This is a genomic window from Streptomyces sp. RFCAC02, assembly GCF_004193175.1.
Classification (GTDB): domain Bacteria; phylum Actinomycetota; class Actinomycetes; order Streptomycetales; family Streptomycetaceae; genus Streptomyces.
This window is the reverse complement of the sequence record NZ_SAUH01000001.1, coordinates 5,515,011-5,530,299: the sequence shown is the minus strand read 5'-3', so window position 1 is coordinate 5,530,299 and position 15,289 is coordinate 5,515,011. Positions and strand designations below refer to the sequence as shown.

The 15,289-nt window shown below is 73.6% G+C and carries 13 protein-coding genes; 3 read left to right on the top strand and 10 right to left on the bottom strand.

All coding sequences use genetic code 11. The features are described 5' to 3' along the window. Nucleotides 1-119 precede the first annotated feature (119 nt). The 3 genes from EMA09_RS25545 to metG all read left to right on the top strand — a co-directional run bounded on the left by EMA09_RS25545 (nt 120) and on the right by metG (nt 4,968). The gene (locus EMA09_RS25545; protein WP_129843314.1) at nt 120-932 is read left to right on the top strand and encodes an SAM-dependent methyltransferase; all 813 of its coding nucleotides are present in this window, start codon (nt 120-122) and stop codon (nt 930-932) included. Next, nucleotides 929-3,094: an EAL domain-containing protein gene (locus EMA09_RS25540; RefSeq protein WP_206306003.1), complete on the top strand. Its 2,166-nt coding sequence runs from the start codon at nt 929-931 to the stop codon at nt 3,092-3,094. The genes EMA09_RS25545 and EMA09_RS25540 overlap by 4 nt, the downstream gene beginning before the upstream one ends. Before the next feature lie 152 nt (nt 3,095-3,246). After that, nucleotides 3,247-4,968 carry a methionine--tRNA ligase gene (gene metG / locus EMA09_RS25535; protein ID WP_129843313.1) on the top strand — a complete coding sequence of 574 codons (1,722 nt, stop codon included), beginning with the start codon at nt 3,247-3,249 and terminating at the stop codon, nt 4,966-4,968. 9 nt (nt 4,969-4,977) lie between these two features. On the opposite strand, the gene EMA09_RS25530 is transcribed toward metG, so the two are convergent. The 10 genes from EMA09_RS25530 to EMA09_RS25485 all read right to left on the bottom strand — a co-directional run bounded on the left by EMA09_RS25530 (nt 4,978) and on the right by EMA09_RS25485 (nt 15,262). Further along, on the bottom strand, nt 4,978-5,526 hold the full coding sequence (locus EMA09_RS25530; protein WP_129843312.1) for a GAF domain-containing protein: 549 nt from the start codon (nt 5,524-5,526) through the stop codon (nt 4,978-4,980). Between the two features lie 199 nt (nt 5,527-5,725). Next, nucleotides 5,726-7,249: an ATP-binding protein gene (locus EMA09_RS25525; protein ID WP_129843311.1), complete on the bottom strand. Its 1,524-nt coding sequence runs from the start codon at nt 7,247-7,249 to the stop codon at nt 5,726-5,728. A 162-nt stretch (nt 7,250-7,411) separates the two neighbouring features. Beyond that, on the bottom strand, nt 7,412-8,056 hold the full coding sequence (locus EMA09_RS25520) for an alpha-ketoglutarate-dependent dioxygenase AlkB (RefSeq protein ID WP_129843310.1): 645 nt from the start codon (nt 8,054-8,056) through the stop codon (nt 7,412-7,414). A 69-nt stretch (nt 8,057-8,125) separates the two neighbouring features. Further along, complete coding sequence (locus EMA09_RS25515) at nt 8,126-9,184, bottom strand: polyprenyl synthetase family protein (protein WP_129843309.1); 1,059 nt, start codon at nt 9,182-9,184, stop codon at nt 8,126-8,128. Next, nucleotides 9,181-10,611 carry a hydroxysqualene dehydroxylase HpnE gene (gene hpnE / locus EMA09_RS25510; protein WP_129843308.1) on the bottom strand — a complete coding sequence of 477 codons (1,431 nt, stop codon included), beginning with the start codon at nt 10,609-10,611 and terminating at the stop codon, nt 9,181-9,183. Before hpnE ends, EMA09_RS25515 begins: the two co-directional genes overlap by 4 nt. Beyond that, a complete protein-coding gene (gene hpnD, locus EMA09_RS25505) occupies nt 10,608-11,549 on the bottom strand; it encodes a presqualene diphosphate synthase HpnD (RefSeq protein WP_240796563.1) in 942 nt (313 codons plus the stop codon). Before hpnD ends, hpnE begins: the two co-directional genes overlap by 4 nt. 19 nt (nt 11,550-11,568) lie before the next feature. Beyond that, complete coding sequence (hpnC, locus tag EMA09_RS25500) at nt 11,569-12,480, bottom strand: squalene synthase HpnC (protein WP_129843307.1); 912 nt, start codon at nt 12,478-12,480, stop codon at nt 11,569-11,571. A gap of 150 nt (nt 12,481-12,630) precedes the next feature. Continuing rightward, entirely contained in the window at nt 12,631-13,425 is a 795-nt protein-coding gene (locus tag EMA09_RS25495; RefSeq protein WP_168220804.1) for an ABC transporter ATP-binding protein, read from the bottom strand. After that, nucleotides 13,418-14,332, bottom strand: coding sequence for an ABC transporter permease (locus EMA09_RS25490; protein WP_129843306.1), 915 nt, complete (start codon nt 14,330-14,332; stop codon nt 13,418-13,420). The genes EMA09_RS25495 and EMA09_RS25490 overlap by 8 nt, the downstream gene beginning before the upstream one ends. A gap of 84 nt (nt 14,333-14,416) precedes the next feature. Further along, nucleotides 14,417-15,262 carry a glycosyltransferase gene (locus EMA09_RS25485; protein ID WP_168220868.1) on the bottom strand — a complete coding sequence of 282 codons (846 nt, stop codon included), beginning with the start codon at nt 15,260-15,262 and terminating at the stop codon, nt 14,417-14,419. Between the last annotated feature and the right edge of the window lie 27 nt (nt 15,263-15,289).

Here is a 15,289-nt window from a genome sequence, read left to right as displayed (position 1 = left end):
ACTAACCCCCCGTCAGAGGGGCGTTGAGCCGGTCTTTCCTTCCCTCACCAGCCGCCGGGTCGTTACCCTCGACCGACTGGAGCCGAATCGCCCGCGCACAGGGGATCTGGGAGGCGCCGATGGAAGGACCCACCGGGTCGCCGCCGGGAATCGACCTGTCCCTGCCGAGCGTCTCCCGCATGCACGACTTCTACCTCGGCGGCTCGCACAACTTCGAGGCCGACCGCGCCGCCGCCCGCCATGCGATGGCCGCCTTCCCCGCCCTGCCGAAGCTCGCCCAGGCCAACCGCGCGTTCATGCGCCGCGCCGTCCGGTACGCGCTCGCCGAGGGCGTCACCCAGTTCCTCGACATAGGCTCCGGCATCACCGCCCACGGCACGGTGCACGAGGCGGCCCGCGCGACGTGTCCCGACGCCCGCGTCCTGTACGTGGACCACGACCCGGTGGCCGTCGCGCACAGCCGGGAGCTCGTCGCCGACGACGACCGCACCGCCGTCATCGCCGCCGACATCCGCGACCCTGGCGCCATACTCGCCAGTCCGGAGGCCCGCCGCCTCATCCACCCGGACCGGCCCACCGCCCTGCTGCTCGTCGGCCTCCTGCACTTCCTGCCCGACACCGACCGCCCCGGGGAGAAGGTGGCCGAGCTCCGCGACGCCCTCGCCCCCGGCAGCCTCCTCGTCCTCAGCCACGCGACGACCGAGGCCGGCCACGCGACGCACGAGGAGGGCGCCCGGCTCAGCGAGGTGTACGGACGCGGCGGCATGTCCTTCGTGCTGCGCGGCAGGCGCGCGACAGCGCGGTTCTTCGACGGTTTCGAGCTGGTCGAACCCGGCCTCGTCCCGCCGCCCGCGTGGCGGCCCGACGGACCGGCCGACGAGGACGATCTCATCGTCTGCGCCGGGTTCGCGGGAGTGGGGCGCAAGGCGTGACGGCACCGGCACCGGACCCCGGCGGTCCGCACGGGCACGGCAAGGGCGGCGAACCCCGGGACGGGGTCCGGCGGTTCGCCCGCATCTGGTCCCGCGCGGTGTACACGGCGACCGCCACCTCCCTGACGCGCGCCGAGTTCGAGGAGCTGATGGAGACCCTGGCGGCGCGGCTCGCCGCGGCGCTGCGCGCGCGTCCCTTCGACACGGCACCCGGCCGCGCGGTCGGCGAGGCCCTGGTCGCGGCGCACGGCACGACGCCCGAGACCCTGCCGCACATCCTGAGCGTGGTCGACGCCTACCTGCCGCTGTACTGCTCCGACCCGGCGGAACTGCCCGCCGACGAGGCCAGGACGCGCAGCACGCGCCTCCAGCACGCCATCGCCGCCGGATTCGCCGCCGCCCTGCAGGAACGCACGCGGGGCGAGCAGGAGGCCGTGTCCCGCGCCGCCCTCACCGCGCAGCAGGAGGTCGCGCGCGCCCTCCACGAGAGCGAGACGCGGTTCCGCGCCGTGTTCCGCGACGCGGCCCTCGGCATCGCGCTGGCCGACATGTCAGGCCGCGTCCTGGAGGTCAACGACGCCCTGGCCCGCATGTTCGGCGGCTCGGAGCACCATGTGCGCAGCCGCAGCATCCTGGAGTGGACGCATCCGGAGGACTCCCCCGATCTGCGGCGGATGCAGCGCGAACTGACGCGCGGCGAACGCGAGCACTTCCAGGTCGAGAAGTCCTTCGGCCGCACGGACGGCACCGTCCTGTGGACCAACCTGACCGTCTCCCTGCTGCGGGACGCGAGCGGCGAGCCGCGCTATCTGCTCGCCATGGTGGAGGACGTCTCCGAACGGCGCCTGCTCAACCTGCGCCTGCGCTACCAGGCCACCCATGACGCGCTCACCGACCTGCCGAACCGCTCGCTGTTCTTCGAGCGGCTGGAACAGGCACTCTCCCGCGCCGGCGAGGGCACCCGTGTCGGGCTGTGCTACCTCGACATCGACGGCTTCAAGGCGGTCAACGACAGCCTGGGCCACGCGGTCGGCGACCAACTGCTCATCGCCGTGGCCGAACGGCTCCAGACCTGTGCCTCGGGTCCCGGGCAGATGCTGGCGCGGATCGGCGGGGACGAGTTCGTCGCGCTGGTGATCGACCCGCCGGCCCGCCGCACCGTCACCGATCTCGCGGAGCGCGCGCTCGAAGCCCTCTCGTCGCCGGTCGAGGTGGGCGGCCGCGAGCTGATGGTCCGGGCGAGCGTCGGCGTCGTCGAGGGGCCGGCGCGCCACCTCAGCTCGGCCGAGATGCTGCGCAGCGCCGACATCACCATGTACCGGGCGAAGGCGGAGGGCGGCAACCGGTACGCCGTCGCCGACCCGGACTCCGACGCCCGCGCGATCAGCCGGCACCACCTCACGCACCACCTGCCGGCGGCGCTGAAGGGCGCCGAGTTCTTCATCGAGTACCAGCCGCTGGTCAAGATGGAAGACGGCAGCCTGGAGGGCGCCGAGGCCCTGGTCCGCTGGTGCCACCCCCGGCACGGCGTGCTGGGTCCCGACCGTTTCATCCCGCTGGCCGAGCACACCGGCCTGATCGTCCCGCTGGGCCGCTGGGTCCTGCAGGAGGCGGTGCGGCAGGCGTGCCAGTGGCAGGTGCGCGGGATAGGGGGTGCGCACCCCCTCAAGGTCAACGTCAACCTCTCCCCCCGCCAGCTCCACCACCCGGAGCTGGTCGAGGACACCGTGGCGGTGCTGGAGGAGGCGGGGCTGCCGCCCAGCTCGCTGTGCCTCGAGGTGACCGAGACGGCCATGATCCGCGCCGACGAGAACGAGCTGCGGCCCTTGCGCGAGCTGGCCGAGCTGGGCGTGGGCATCGCCCTGGACGACTTCGGCACCGGCTACTCGAACCTGGCGAACCTCCGCAGGCTGCCGGCCAGCACGCTCAAGCTGGACCGGTCCTTCACGCTCGGCCTGCAGCGCGCCCCGGCGGACCCGGTGGACCTGAAGATCGTCGAGAGCATCGTCTCGCTGGCGCACACACTGGAACTCTCGGTCACGGTCGAGGGCGTCGAGACGTCGACCCAGGCCGACCAGCTCAGAGCACTCGGGTGCGACTCGGCACAGGGCTGGTTCTACGCACGCCCCGGCCCGCCGGAGCGGCTGCCGGAAGCCGTGTGAGGGCGGTGCCCGCGTGCCTGCCCACCGCTTCATGACCGATGGAGGGCGGGCGCCCGCAGATCGGTAGGATGCGTGATGTCCACAACAGTGATCCATCACTCTCCGTGATCCGGTCACGTCGCTGTTTTCCCGATCAATTGGAGCATCCGAGGATGGCCCGACACCTCATCACCAGTGCGCTGCCCTACATCAACGGGATCAAGCACCTGGGGAACATGGTCGGCTCGATGCTCCCCGCCGACGTGTACGCCCGCTACCTGCGGCAGCGCGGCCACGACGTCCTCTACATCTGCGCCACCGACGAGCACGGCACGCCCGCCGAGCTGGCCGCGAAGGCCGCCGGGCTGCCGGTCTCCGAGTTCTGCGCGCGGCAGCACGACGCGCAGAAGGCGGTCTACGACGGGTTCGGCCTCGCCTTCGACTACTTCGGCCGCACCTCGTCCCCGCAGAACGTCGAGATCACGCAGCACTTCGCGCGCCGCCTGAAGGAGAACGGCTTCATCGAGGAGCGGACCACCCGCCAGGTGTACTCCCCGGCGGACGGCCGTTTCCTCCCCGACCGGTACATCGTCGGCACCTGCCCCTTCTGCGGCTACGAGGCCGCGCGCGGCGACCAGTGCGAGAACTGCACCCGCGTCCTCGACCCGACGGACCTCGTGGACGCGCGGTCCGCCGTCAGCGGCAGCACGGACCTGGAGGTCCGGGAGACGAAGCACCTGTTCCTGCTGCAGTCCGCGCTGGAGGGCGAGGTCGCCGCCTTCGTGGACGCGCACGGCGAGCAGTGGCCGACCCTCGCCTCCTCCATCGCCCGCAAGTGGCTCACCGAGGGGCTGCACGACCGCGCCATCACCCGTGACCTGGAGTGGGGCGTCCCGGTGCCGGCCGACGTGTGGCCCGACCTCGCGGCCGAGGGCAAGGTGTTCTACGTCTGGTTCGACGCGCCGATCGGCTACATCGGGGCGACGAAGGAGTGGGCGGACGCCGCCGCGCCGGGCGAGGAGCGCGACTGGCGGTCCTGGTGGTACGAGGCGGACGACTCCGTGCGCTACACGGAGTTCATGGCCAAGGACAACGTCCCGTTCCACACGGTGATGTTCCCCGCCACGCAGATCGGCACCCGTGAGCCGTGGAAGCGCGTCGACTACGTCAAGGCGTTCAACTGGCTGACGTACTACGGCGGCAAGTTCTCCACCTCCCAGCAGCGCGGCATCTTCGCCGACGCCGCGCTCGACCTGCTGCCGGCCGACTACTGGCGCTACTTCCTGATGGCGGGCGCCCCGGAGTCGGACGACGCCTCGTTCTCCTGGGAGCTGTTCTCCTCCACTGTCAACAAGGACCTCGCCGACACCCTCGGCAACTTCGTCAACCGCGTCCTGTCGTTCTCCCGCAAGCGCTTCGGCGACACCGTGCCGGCCGGGCACGACGCGGGGGACGCGGAGCGGCGGCTCGGCGACGAGGTCGCCCGCCTGCTCGCCGAGTACGAGGAGCACCTGGAGGCCCTGCAGTTCCGGAAGGCGGCGTTCGCGCTGCGGGCGCTGTGGAGCGCGGGCAACTCCTACCTGGAGGAGAAGGCGCCGTGGCGGGAGATCAAGACGGACGAGGACGCCGCCGCGCTGACGCTCCGCACCGCGATGAACCTGATCCGTCTCTACGCGGTCGTCTCCGAGCCGTTCATCCCCTTCACCACGCGCGCGCTGCGGTCGGTCTTCGCGTTCGACGACACGGCGACCTGGGTGTCGGCCGACGAGGCACGGGCGCTGTCGTCGGTGCCGGCGGGCACGCCGTTCACGGTGCCGCCGGTGCTGTTCACCAAGATCACCGAGGACGACCTGGAGACCTACCGGGAACGCTTCGGCGCCGTGGACGCGGCCTGACGGGCCGACTCAGCGGACCTCGCCCGTGCCCCGGGGCCGGGCGAGGAGGCGGCCGGCCACCTCGTCGGCCGCGGCCTTGATGGCACCCACGCCGGCGCGTCCCCAGGACCGCGGCAGGTGGTCCATGACGCAGAGGGTGCCGAGCGCCATGCCCTCGCCGTCGAGCAACGGCGCCCCCAGGTAGGCGCGGATGCCCGCCTCGTCCACGAGCGGGTTGCCCGCGAAGCGCGGGTAGTGGGTCACGTCGTCGAGGGCCAGCGCCCTGCGCCGCGCCACGACGTGCGGGCAGAAGCCGTGGTCGCGCGCCATCGTGCGGCACTTGCCCGTGCCGGGCGCCGCGTACAGGCCGGCGAAGAACTGGCGGCGCTCACCGACCAGGTTGACCATCGCCAGCGGTGTGCCCGTGAGCCGGGCCAGGTCACGCGCCACCGTGTCGAACTCGGGGCGCGACTCCGCGCCGATGCCCAGTTCCCTGAGCCGCGCGGCCCGTGCGGGGGCGTCGGGGTCGTCGGGGGTCAGGAGCAGGCGGCCGGTGGGGTCGGGGGGCAGTGCGGTCATCGGTCGTCATTCTTCGCAGGGGCGGATGGGCGCGAGGGGGTGGAGCGTCACCTGCCGCCCCGGCGCGGCGGGAGGGCGCGGCGGGGCGGCGGAAGGCGCGGGACAGCGGGGCCGGACGGCCGCCCCGCTCCCGGACGTCAGCCGTCCGGGGCGGTCCCCGGCCGGGCGGCGGCACGGCGGCGGGTGAGGCCCCGTACGCTCACCGTTCCTCGCCGTCCCCGGCGAGGCGCAGACCGCGGTGGAAGGCGGTGGTCAGTCCCGGATCGAGGGGCGGGAGCTGCTCGGTGCCGGCCCCGGCGGGGAGCGCGGCGTCGTCGCGGTGCGGCGGCACGAGCTGCGAGGACCTGCGGCGGCGCGGCAGCGGCGGCCGGCCCTCCGCCTCGGGGACCAGGGCGTGCGCGGGGGTGCGGCCCGCGCGCTCGTGGCGGTCCTGCGCCGGGACGTCCGACGGCGGGGGCTCCTCCGGCGCCGCGGCGTCCCCGGGGGCGGCCGGCAGGGCGGGCTGGAGGGCGTGTTCGGCGCCCCGGGGGCCGTCCGGTTCGTCGCCCAACAGTTCCGGGGGCAGGACGAGGACGGCCTGCACGCCGCCGTAGATGTTGCTCTGGAGCTGGACGACGATGTTGTGGCGCCTGGCGAGCGTCGAGACGACGAAGAGGCCGACCCTGCCGTCCTCGAGCAGTTGGGCGACGTCGAGGCGTTCCGCGCCGGAGAGGACGGCGTTCATGCGGTTCTGCTCGGTCGCGGTCATGCCGAGGCCCCGGTCCTCGACCTCGATGGCGACGCCGGCGGTGACGCGCTGCGCCCGCAGCAGCACCTGGGTCTGCGGGGCGGAGAACTCGGTGGCGTTCTCGACGAGTTCGGCGAGGAGGTGGACGACGTCGGCGACGGCGTGGCCGCGCACCGTGCCCTCGAAGGGCGGGACGAGCTTCACCCGGGCGTAGTGCTCCACCTCGGCGATGCAGGAGCGCAGCACCTCCGACATGGCCACCGGCCGGGTCCACTGGCGGCGCGACACGGCGCCGCCGAGAACGGCGAGGTTCTCGGCGTGGCGGCGGATGCGGGTGGCGAGGTGGTCGATGTGGAAGAGGCCCTTGAGGAGTTCGGGGTCCTCGACGTCACTCTCCAGCTCGTCCAAATACTCCAGTTGACGGTGCACGAACGACTGCATGCGGCGGGCCAGGTTGACGAAGACCTCGACCCGCTCGTCCCCGGCGGACAGCGCGCCGGCGAGCGACGCCGCCTGGGCGACGGCGGCCTCGGCGGCGTAGCCGGCGGCGGCGATCTCGTGGTCGAGGCGGTCGTGCGGCCCGGCCTCCTCGGGCTCGGCGGGCGGCGCGCCCTCGGGCGGCTTGATCCGCTCGCCGCGCTCCACCTTCCGCAGCAGCGCGTGGAGTTCGACGCGGGAGCGGGCCGCGCGGCGGCGCAGGGCGGTCAGACGGGCGGTGTGGTCGCGGGCCTCGCCGACGGCGAGGAGCACGGCACCGGCGAGCACCAGGGCGGCCAGGACGGCCGCGGCGAGGAGGACGGCCCAGTGGCCGCCCGGCCCGTCGGCGGCGAGCAGGTAGGCGACGGTCACCACGGCGAGCGCGGTGACCAGGCCGGTGGGGAGTACGGCCAGACGCAGCAGCCGGCGTCTGCTGCCCGGCTCCCCACCGGCCGTCGCCGTGGCGGCGGGCCGGCTGTGGCGGCCGGTGGGTGCCCCGGTGCGGAGCTGTTCGGGCATCGGTGTCCTTATCGGGCGGAGCAATGTGCCGAGGCCACGCTATGACTCAACACCACTGCGCAGAGCTACAGTTCCGCCAATCGCCACCCCTCGCCACCTTCCAATGAGTGAATACGGCAGGGCCTGTCTTGACCGATTCCGGCCGGGACGGGTGTGCTCCGATCAGGTGAGGCCGGACGCGCGGACCGTCACATTGAGCCGTCCCGTGAGGCCGAGCCGCGGCGGCGCCGTGCCGGGACGGGTGCGCGGAACGCCGTGGAAGGCCAAACGGGCGGGGCCTCCGAAGACGAACGCGTCCCCGCCGCGCAGGGGGACGTCCGTCCAGGGGCGGGCGCGGCTCTCGGTGTTCCCGAAGCGGAAGACGCAGGAGTCGCCGAGGCTGAACGAGACGACGGGGGCGGGTGAACGCTCGTCGCTGTCCCGGTGCATGCCCATGCGGGCGCCGGCTGCGTAGAAGTTGACGAGCGCCACGTCGTACGGGTCGGCGGGGGCCGGGAGCCCCGCGTCGGCGACGGCCCGGAGCGCCCAGGTGCCGAGCCAGGCAGGGAACGGCTTCACGGGGGCGCCGTCGCCGTCGCACGCCGTGCGCGCGTACCCGTACGGGTACCAGTGCAGGCCGAGTGACATCTGCCGCACCGACATGATTCCGCCGCGCAGCCGTACGGTCCGCAGGCCGGCGGGCGGTCCGGCCCAGGCGCGGCAGGCGTCGAGCAGCGCGCGCTGCCGGTCGTCGCCGAGCCAGTCGGGCAGGTGGACGGCGCCGGGGGCGATCTCGTTCCGCTCACGCGGGAAGAGGGTGTCGCTCATGCCCTCATGGTCCGCGCCGGCCCTCCTCCGGTCGCACGCGCGTACGAGAAAGGGGGCGGGGTGGCGGCGTCACTTCGTGCGGACGACCACGAAGTCCGCCAATTCGGCGAACCGCCGGTGCACGTCCGCGGGCAGGCCCAGGCCCTCCAGGGCGGTCAGGGCGGCCTCGTGCTGGCGGCGCGCCTCCTCTGCGGCCCAGCGGCGGCCGCCCGCCTCGTCGACGAGTGCCGCCCGCGCCGCGAACTCGGCCTCGTCGAAGTCCTCGAACTCCTCCGCCGGCTTCTTCGCGTCCGCCATCAGCAGGGCGCCGAGCCGCTCGGCCGCGGGGTTCGAGCCCGCCAGGGCCGCCACCACGGGCAGGGACTTCTTGCGCTGCCGCAGGTCGCTCCAGGCGGGCTTCCCCGTGGCCGCCGGGTCGCCCCAGATGCCGAGCAGGTCGTCCACCGCCTGGAAGGCGAGGCCGAGGCGGTGGCCGTACGTCTCCAGCGCGTCCGCCGTCGCGTCGTCCGCGCCGCCGAGGACGGCGCCGATGGCGGCGGCGCACGCGAGGAGCGCCCCCGTCTTGTTGCCCTCCATCTCCAGGCACTCGGCGACGGTCACCCGCTCGCGGTGCTCGAACGCGATGTCCTGCGCCTGCCCGTCGACCAGGCGGCGGCTCGCCGTGGCCAGCCGGCGGGTCGCGCGGGCGGCGTCCGTCGTCCCGGCCTCCAGGACGACCTCGATGGCCAGGGCGAACAGCGCGTCACCGACGAGGATGGCCTGCGCGGGACCGTGCACCTTCCACACCGTGTCGCGGTGCCTGCGTTGCTCGTCGCCGTCCATCAGGTCGTCGTGGAGCAGCGAGAAATTGTGCACCAGTTCGACGGCGACCGCGCCGGGGACGCCCGTCTCCGCCGGCGCGCCCGCGGCCTCGGCGGACAGCAGCGCGAGGGCGGGCCGTACGGCCTTGCCGCTGTCGGCATCGGTCGGACGGCCGTCGGCGTCGATCCAGCCGAAGTGGTAGGCGGCCACGGTGTCCATCGGCGGGGCGAGCCGGCCGACGGCCGAGCGCAGCGCGGGAGCGGCCAGCGTCCGTCCGCGTGCGAGCAGGGCGGCGGCGCCGCCGGACCGGTCTTGCGGGGGGTTCACGTGGTCTCCTTGATGCTGTCCACGGCGCTGTCGGCCGCGCTGTGCCGGTCGGGGGTGAGGAGGCCGGTCGCGGCCGCGCGGGCGGCGGCGACACCGCTGCGGACGGCGCCCTCCATCGTCGCGGGCCAGCCGGTGGCGGTCCACGCGCCGGCCAGGTGGAGTCCGGGGGCACGGGTGACCGGTCCAGGACGCAGGCGGCCGACGCCGGGGGCCGGGGCGAACGTGGCGGCCCGCTCCCTGGTCACGAAGAAGTCGACGACGCGCGCCGTCCGCGCGGCGGGCAGCAGCCGCGCCAGCTCGGGCAGGTAGCGCTCGCGCAGAACGTCCGCCGGGAGCCCGATCTCCTCCCCCGCCGCGGACTGCGACAGGACGAGGTACTGGCCGCCGCGCGCGCCCGACGCCCGGGTGCGGTCGAACACCCACTGGACGGGTCCGCCGATGGCCGCGAAGAACGGACGGCGCGACACCGTCCGGTCGTACAGGACGTGCGCGTTCAGGATGGGCGCCGTCCCGATGCCGTCGAGCCGCTCCGGGTCGGGGACGGCGCCGGCCGGCAGGAGACGGCGTGCGGCGTCCTGCGGGACGGCGAGGATCACGGCGTCGGCCGTCAGCTCGCGTACCGCCGGGTTCTCCGCGCCGGGGCCGCGCGTGCCGAGCACCAGGTGCCAGCCGCCGCCCGGCGCGGGCCGCAGGGCGCGCGTCCTGGTGGCCAGGCGCGTCGTGACACCGGCCCGGTCGAGGGCGGCCAGGGCGAGGGTGTGGTGGAGCGTGCCGAGGGGGACGCGGGCCACGCCGATGTCGGCGGCCCCCGGATCGGTCAGCAGCCCGGTGCGGAACACCATGGCGGCCAGGGCGAGGGAGACGTCGGCGGCGCGGGCGTTCAGCGTGGCGACGCCGATGAGGTCCCACAGCGCGGTGATCGCGCGGTCGCTCTGCCCGTGGCGGCGCAGCCAGCCGGCGAAGTCCTGCCCGTCGAGCGCGGGGTCGGCCGGGTCGAGGCGGCGCAGCGCGAGGACGGCGCGCGGTACGGCGGCCCGCTCGGCCGTCGACAGGTGGGGGTAGCGCGCGAGGGTGCCCGCGAGGTGGAACGGCACGGGCAGGGCGGCCCTGCGGATGCGGCCGGCGCGCCCGCCCGCCGCGTCCAGGACCGGCACGTCCAGCCGCGGCTGGAGGGGTGCGAGGGCGGCGCCGCCGACGCGGTGCAGGAAGGCCCGGTAGGCCGTGCAGCACCGCAGGTGGACGTGCTGCCCGTTGTCGACGGTGAGGCGGCCGGCCGGCGAGTCGCGGTGGAAGGAGAACGCGAGGCCGCCGAGCCGCGGCCGGGTCTCCAGCAGCGTGACGCGGTGCCCCCGGTCGGCGAGGGCGAGGGCCGCCGTGATCCCGGCAAGACCGCCGCCCACGACCGCGGTGTGCCGGGGCGCGGTCATACCAGGCCCGCCCGTGCGGCACGGCGCGTGTCCAGGCCGCTGAGGCCGCGCAGGGCGACCATGGCCTTCTGCATGCCGGGCAGCCCGATCCTGCCGCGCAGGACGGCGCGGGGGTCGTCGTCGATGCGGTCGAGCAGCCGGTGGTAGGTGCCGGCCATCGCTGCGACGCAGGCCCCCGACCTGCGGTCGAGCATCGGCAGCAGACGCAGGCCCTGGGCGAAAAGACCCCGGGCGCGCGCCACCTCGAAGCGGACGAGACCGGCGAAGTCGGCGCCGGAGGGCGGCGGGTCGAGGTGCGGTCCCGACGCGCAGCCGAAGGCGCGCAGGTCCTCGGCCGGCAGATAGGTGCGGCCGTTGGCCGCGTCCTCGCGGATGTCGCGGAGGATGTTGGTGAGCTGGAGGGCGAGGCCGAGGGTGTCGGCGTACTCGGCGGCGCGGGCGGTCCCGCGCGCGCCGGGGGCCGTGCCGAAGACACCGAGGCACAGCCGGCCTATGGCGCCGGCGACGCAGCGGCAGTAGTGGCGCAGGTCGTCCCAGGTCTCGTAGGCATGGCCGCGGACATCGAGCAGGACGCCGTCGATCAGCTCGTCGAGGCCGCCGAGCGGGATGGGGAAGCGGTGGGTGGCGTGGGCGAGGGCCACGGCGACCGGGTCCGTGTCGTCCTCGTCGACGCGCTTGTCGCGGACGCGGTCCAGGAGGGCGCGGGTACCGGCGAGACGTTCCTCCTTGACCGCGGGGTCGAGGGTGCCGTCACCGATGTCGTCCACGCGGCGCGCGAAGGCGTACAGCGCGTAGAGGGCGTTGCGCTTCGCGGGCGGCATGAGGCGGGCGCCGTAGCTGAAGTTCTTCGCGTGGCGGGTGGAGACGGCCGCGCAGTACCGGTAGGCGGCGTCCACGGCCGGGGACAGGGCGGGTCGTCTGGGGGCTGGGGTGGTCACGGGGGTCACGGACTGAAGCTCACGTTCCTCTTCGCAGGGTCGTTCCGGCCGCGCGCAGCAGGCCGCTCCTGCTCGGTCGGGGAGGGCCGGCCAGCACGTCGTACCCGGCGTCGGCGATGGCCCGGGCCGCCGCCCGTCCGCCGCCGACGAAGCCGGCGAGGAGGAGGCGCAGCCGCCCTCGGAGGGCTCCCACCAGCGGGGCGCCCTCGTCCAGCAGCCTACGTGCCTGCTCGGTCAGCCAGGCGACCAGGGTGCGCACGGAGGCGCTGGCGGTGGGCAGGGCGAGGTCGGACTCGGTGACGTGGAAGCGGCGCATGGCGTCGGCCGGCAGGTAGATCCGGTCCCGGCGCAGGTCCTCGGCGACGTCCTGGAGGTGCTCGATGATCTGGAGCGCGGTGCAGATGGCGTCGGACCTGCGCACGCTCTCCTCGGTCGCCGTGCCGGTGATGCCGAGGACGAGGCGGCCGACGGGGTTGGCGGACAGCGTGCAGTAGTGCAGGAGGGCGTCGAGATCGGGGTAGCGGCTGACCTGCTGGTCCGTGCGGTTGGCCTCGATGAGGTCGAGGAACGGGCGGGGCTCCAGGCCGGCGCGGCGGACGGTGGGGATCAGTTCGCGCAGCAGCGGATGGCGGGGCGGGGTGCCGCCGCGGGCGCTGTCGAAGACGCGGTACAGGTCGTCGGTCACGGCGTCCAGCAGGGCCGGCCGGTCGTCGGCGGCGGAGGCGTCGAGGCCGAGGAGGACGGCGTCGCCGCCGCCGGGGGCGAGATCGCCGTCGCCGATGTCGTCGACGAGGCGGGCGAAGCCGTAGACGGCCATGAGGTCGTCCCGCCAGGCGCGGGGCAGGAAGCGGGGGGCCACGGGGAAGTTCTCGTGGGCGGCCTTCGCGAGGACGCCCCCGGTGTCGCCGTCGCCGGGCGGGGCGGTCAGCACGGGCGGCCCCCGGGCGGTGTGCTCGCCGTGGGGGCCGTACGGTCCGTGGGCACCGGGGGCGCCGTGGTCGTCATGTCTGTTGTTTTACCTTATGGTCTGACGAATCCCGGCGCGGGACACGCGGTGACGCCGGGACCTGAGGGGCGCGGGCTACTTGCCCGTCTCCTCCTCGTACGCCTTGAGCACCTGATCCGTGGGGCCGTCCATGACCAGCTCGCCCTTCTCCAGCCACAGGACGCGGTCGCACGTGTTGCGGATGGACCGGTTGTTGTGGCTGACGAGGAAGACGGTGCCGGCCTCCTCCCGCAGCTCCCGCACCCGCGCCTCGGAGCGGCGCTGGAACTTCTTGTCACCGGTGGCCAGCGCCTCGTCGATCATGAGCACGTCGTGGTCCTTCGCCGCGGCGATGGAGAACCGCAGGCGGGCCTGCATGCCGGAGGAGTAGGTCCGCATCGGGAGGGAGATGAAGTCGCCCTTGTCGTTGATCCCCGAGAAGTCGACGATGTCGTCGTAACGCGACTTGATCTGCTCGCGGGTCATGCCCATGGCCAGGCCGCCGAGGATGACGTTGCGTTCGCCGGTGAGGTCGTTCATCAGGGCCGCGTTGACCCCGAGCAGGGACGGCTGGCCGTCCGTGTAGACCCGGCCGCGCTCCGCCGGGAGCAGCCCGGCGATGGCCCGCAGCAGGGTCGACTTGCCCGAACCGTTCGTCCCGATGAGGCCGATCGCCTCCCCCCGGTAGGCGACGAAACTGACGCCCCGCACGGCGTGCACCTCCCTCACGCGGCGCGAGGGCTCGCGGCGGACCATGCGGCGCAGGGCGGCGGTGGCGTTGCCCCGGTTCCCGCCGCCGTAGACGCGGTAGACGATGTGGAGGTCCTCGGCGATGACCGTGGGCCGGCGCCCGTCGTCCGGCGCCACCGCGGAAATGCTCTGCTCAGCCACGGCCGTACTTCTCCTCTGCCTTCCAGAAGAACACGAATCCGCCTATGCCGACGACGACCGCCCAGCCCAGCGCGAACCACCAGGTCGTGGCGGGGACGGTGTCGTGGTAGCTGCCGTCGATCAGCGCGTAGCGCATCAGATCCATGTAGACGGCGGCCGGGTTGGCCTCCAGCACGCTCGCGACCCAGCTCGGGCCGTCCGCCCGGGTCTCGATCATGTGCCGGAGCGGGAACATGACGCCCGACGCGTACATCCAGGTGCGCAGGATGAACGGCATCAGCTGGACGAGGTCGGGGGTGTTGCTGCCCAGCCTGGCCATGATCATCGCAAGACCGGAGTTGAAGACGAGCTGGAGCAGGAGCGCGGGGACGATGAGCACCCAGGTCCACATCGGCATGTGGCCGAAACCGAGCACCACGACGAAGAGGATGATCATCGAGAACAGGAGCTGCTGGAGCTGCTGGAGCGAGAACGAGATGGGGAGCGACGCCCGCGGGAAGTGGAGCGCCCGCACCAGGCCGAGGTTCCCCGAGATCGACTTGACGCCGGAGAGGACCGAGTTCTGGGTGAACGCGAAGACGAAGACGCCCGTGACGAGGAACGGGACGTACTCGCCGTTCTCCATGTCACCCCGGCCGCCGAGCAGCAGTCCGAAGATCAGGAAGTAGACGGCGGCGTTCAGCATCGGCGTGAACACCTGCCAGAGCTGGCCGAGTTTGGCCTGCCCGTACTGGGCCATCAGCTTGGCCTGCGAGAACGCGACGATGAAATGCCGGCGCCCCCAAAGCTGCCTCACGTAGTCCGGTAGGGACGGCCGCGCCCCGCTGACGGTCAGACCGTGTCTGGCCGCCAGCTCGGCCAGGGGCACGGCACGTGGGGGCGCGCTCTCGCGCGTGGTCTCACTCACCTGGTAACTCTCGTCCTCGCAGGGCAAAGGCGGTAGGCGCTGCCGCGTTACTGCGGCACCGGGATGTTCTCAGACCCGAGCTTGTCAGATGACAGGGGGGCGTCCCAGACGGGTCAGGCGCCATACCGTACGCCAACGCATCGGCCTGCGGGGACCGCACGGCGTGCGCCAGCCCTCGGCGAAGCCGCGGAACCACGCCCCGAGCGCCGCGCGCGACGGGCGGCGGGCGAGGGTCAGGAGCACCCATACCAGGAGATAGACGGGGATCAGGGGCATCGGCAGGTTGCGCCGGGCGAGCCACACGCGGTTCCTGGCGACCATGCGGTGGTAGACCGCGTGCCGGGACGGCGGGGTCGCGGGGTGGTGCAGGAGCATGTCGGCGCGGTAGTCGATGAACCAGCCGGCGTCCAGGGCACGCCAGGCGAGGTCGGTCTCCTCATGGGCGTAGAAGAAGTCGTCCGGGAGGCCGCCGACCTGCTGGAACACGGCGGAACGCACCGCGTTCGCGCCACCGAGGAACGTCGTCACGCGCGAGGAGCGCATCGGGTCGGAGGCCCGCAGCCGGGGCACGTGGCGCCGCTGGGTGGTACCGGTGGCCGGATCGGCGATGCGGAAGCTCACGATCCCGAGGCGCGGATCGTCCGCGAAGGCCGCCCGAACCAGTTCCGCCGTGTTTTTGTCCGGAAGTAGTCCATCGTCGTCCAGAAACAGGAGGACATCGACGTCCCTCCCCCCGGGGCCGAACGTCTCGATGCCCACGTTCCGGCCACCGGGGATGCCGAGGTTCTCCGGGAGTTCGACGCTGCGGACGCCGGGCGGCAGATCGGGGAGGGCCGCGCCGTTGCCGACGACGACCACCTCGATCCGCTCGCCCTCCTGCGCGGCGACGGAGTCCAGCAGCGCGCGCAGCTCCGCTGGACGGTCCCCCATCGTCAGGACGACCGCGCCGAGCCGCAG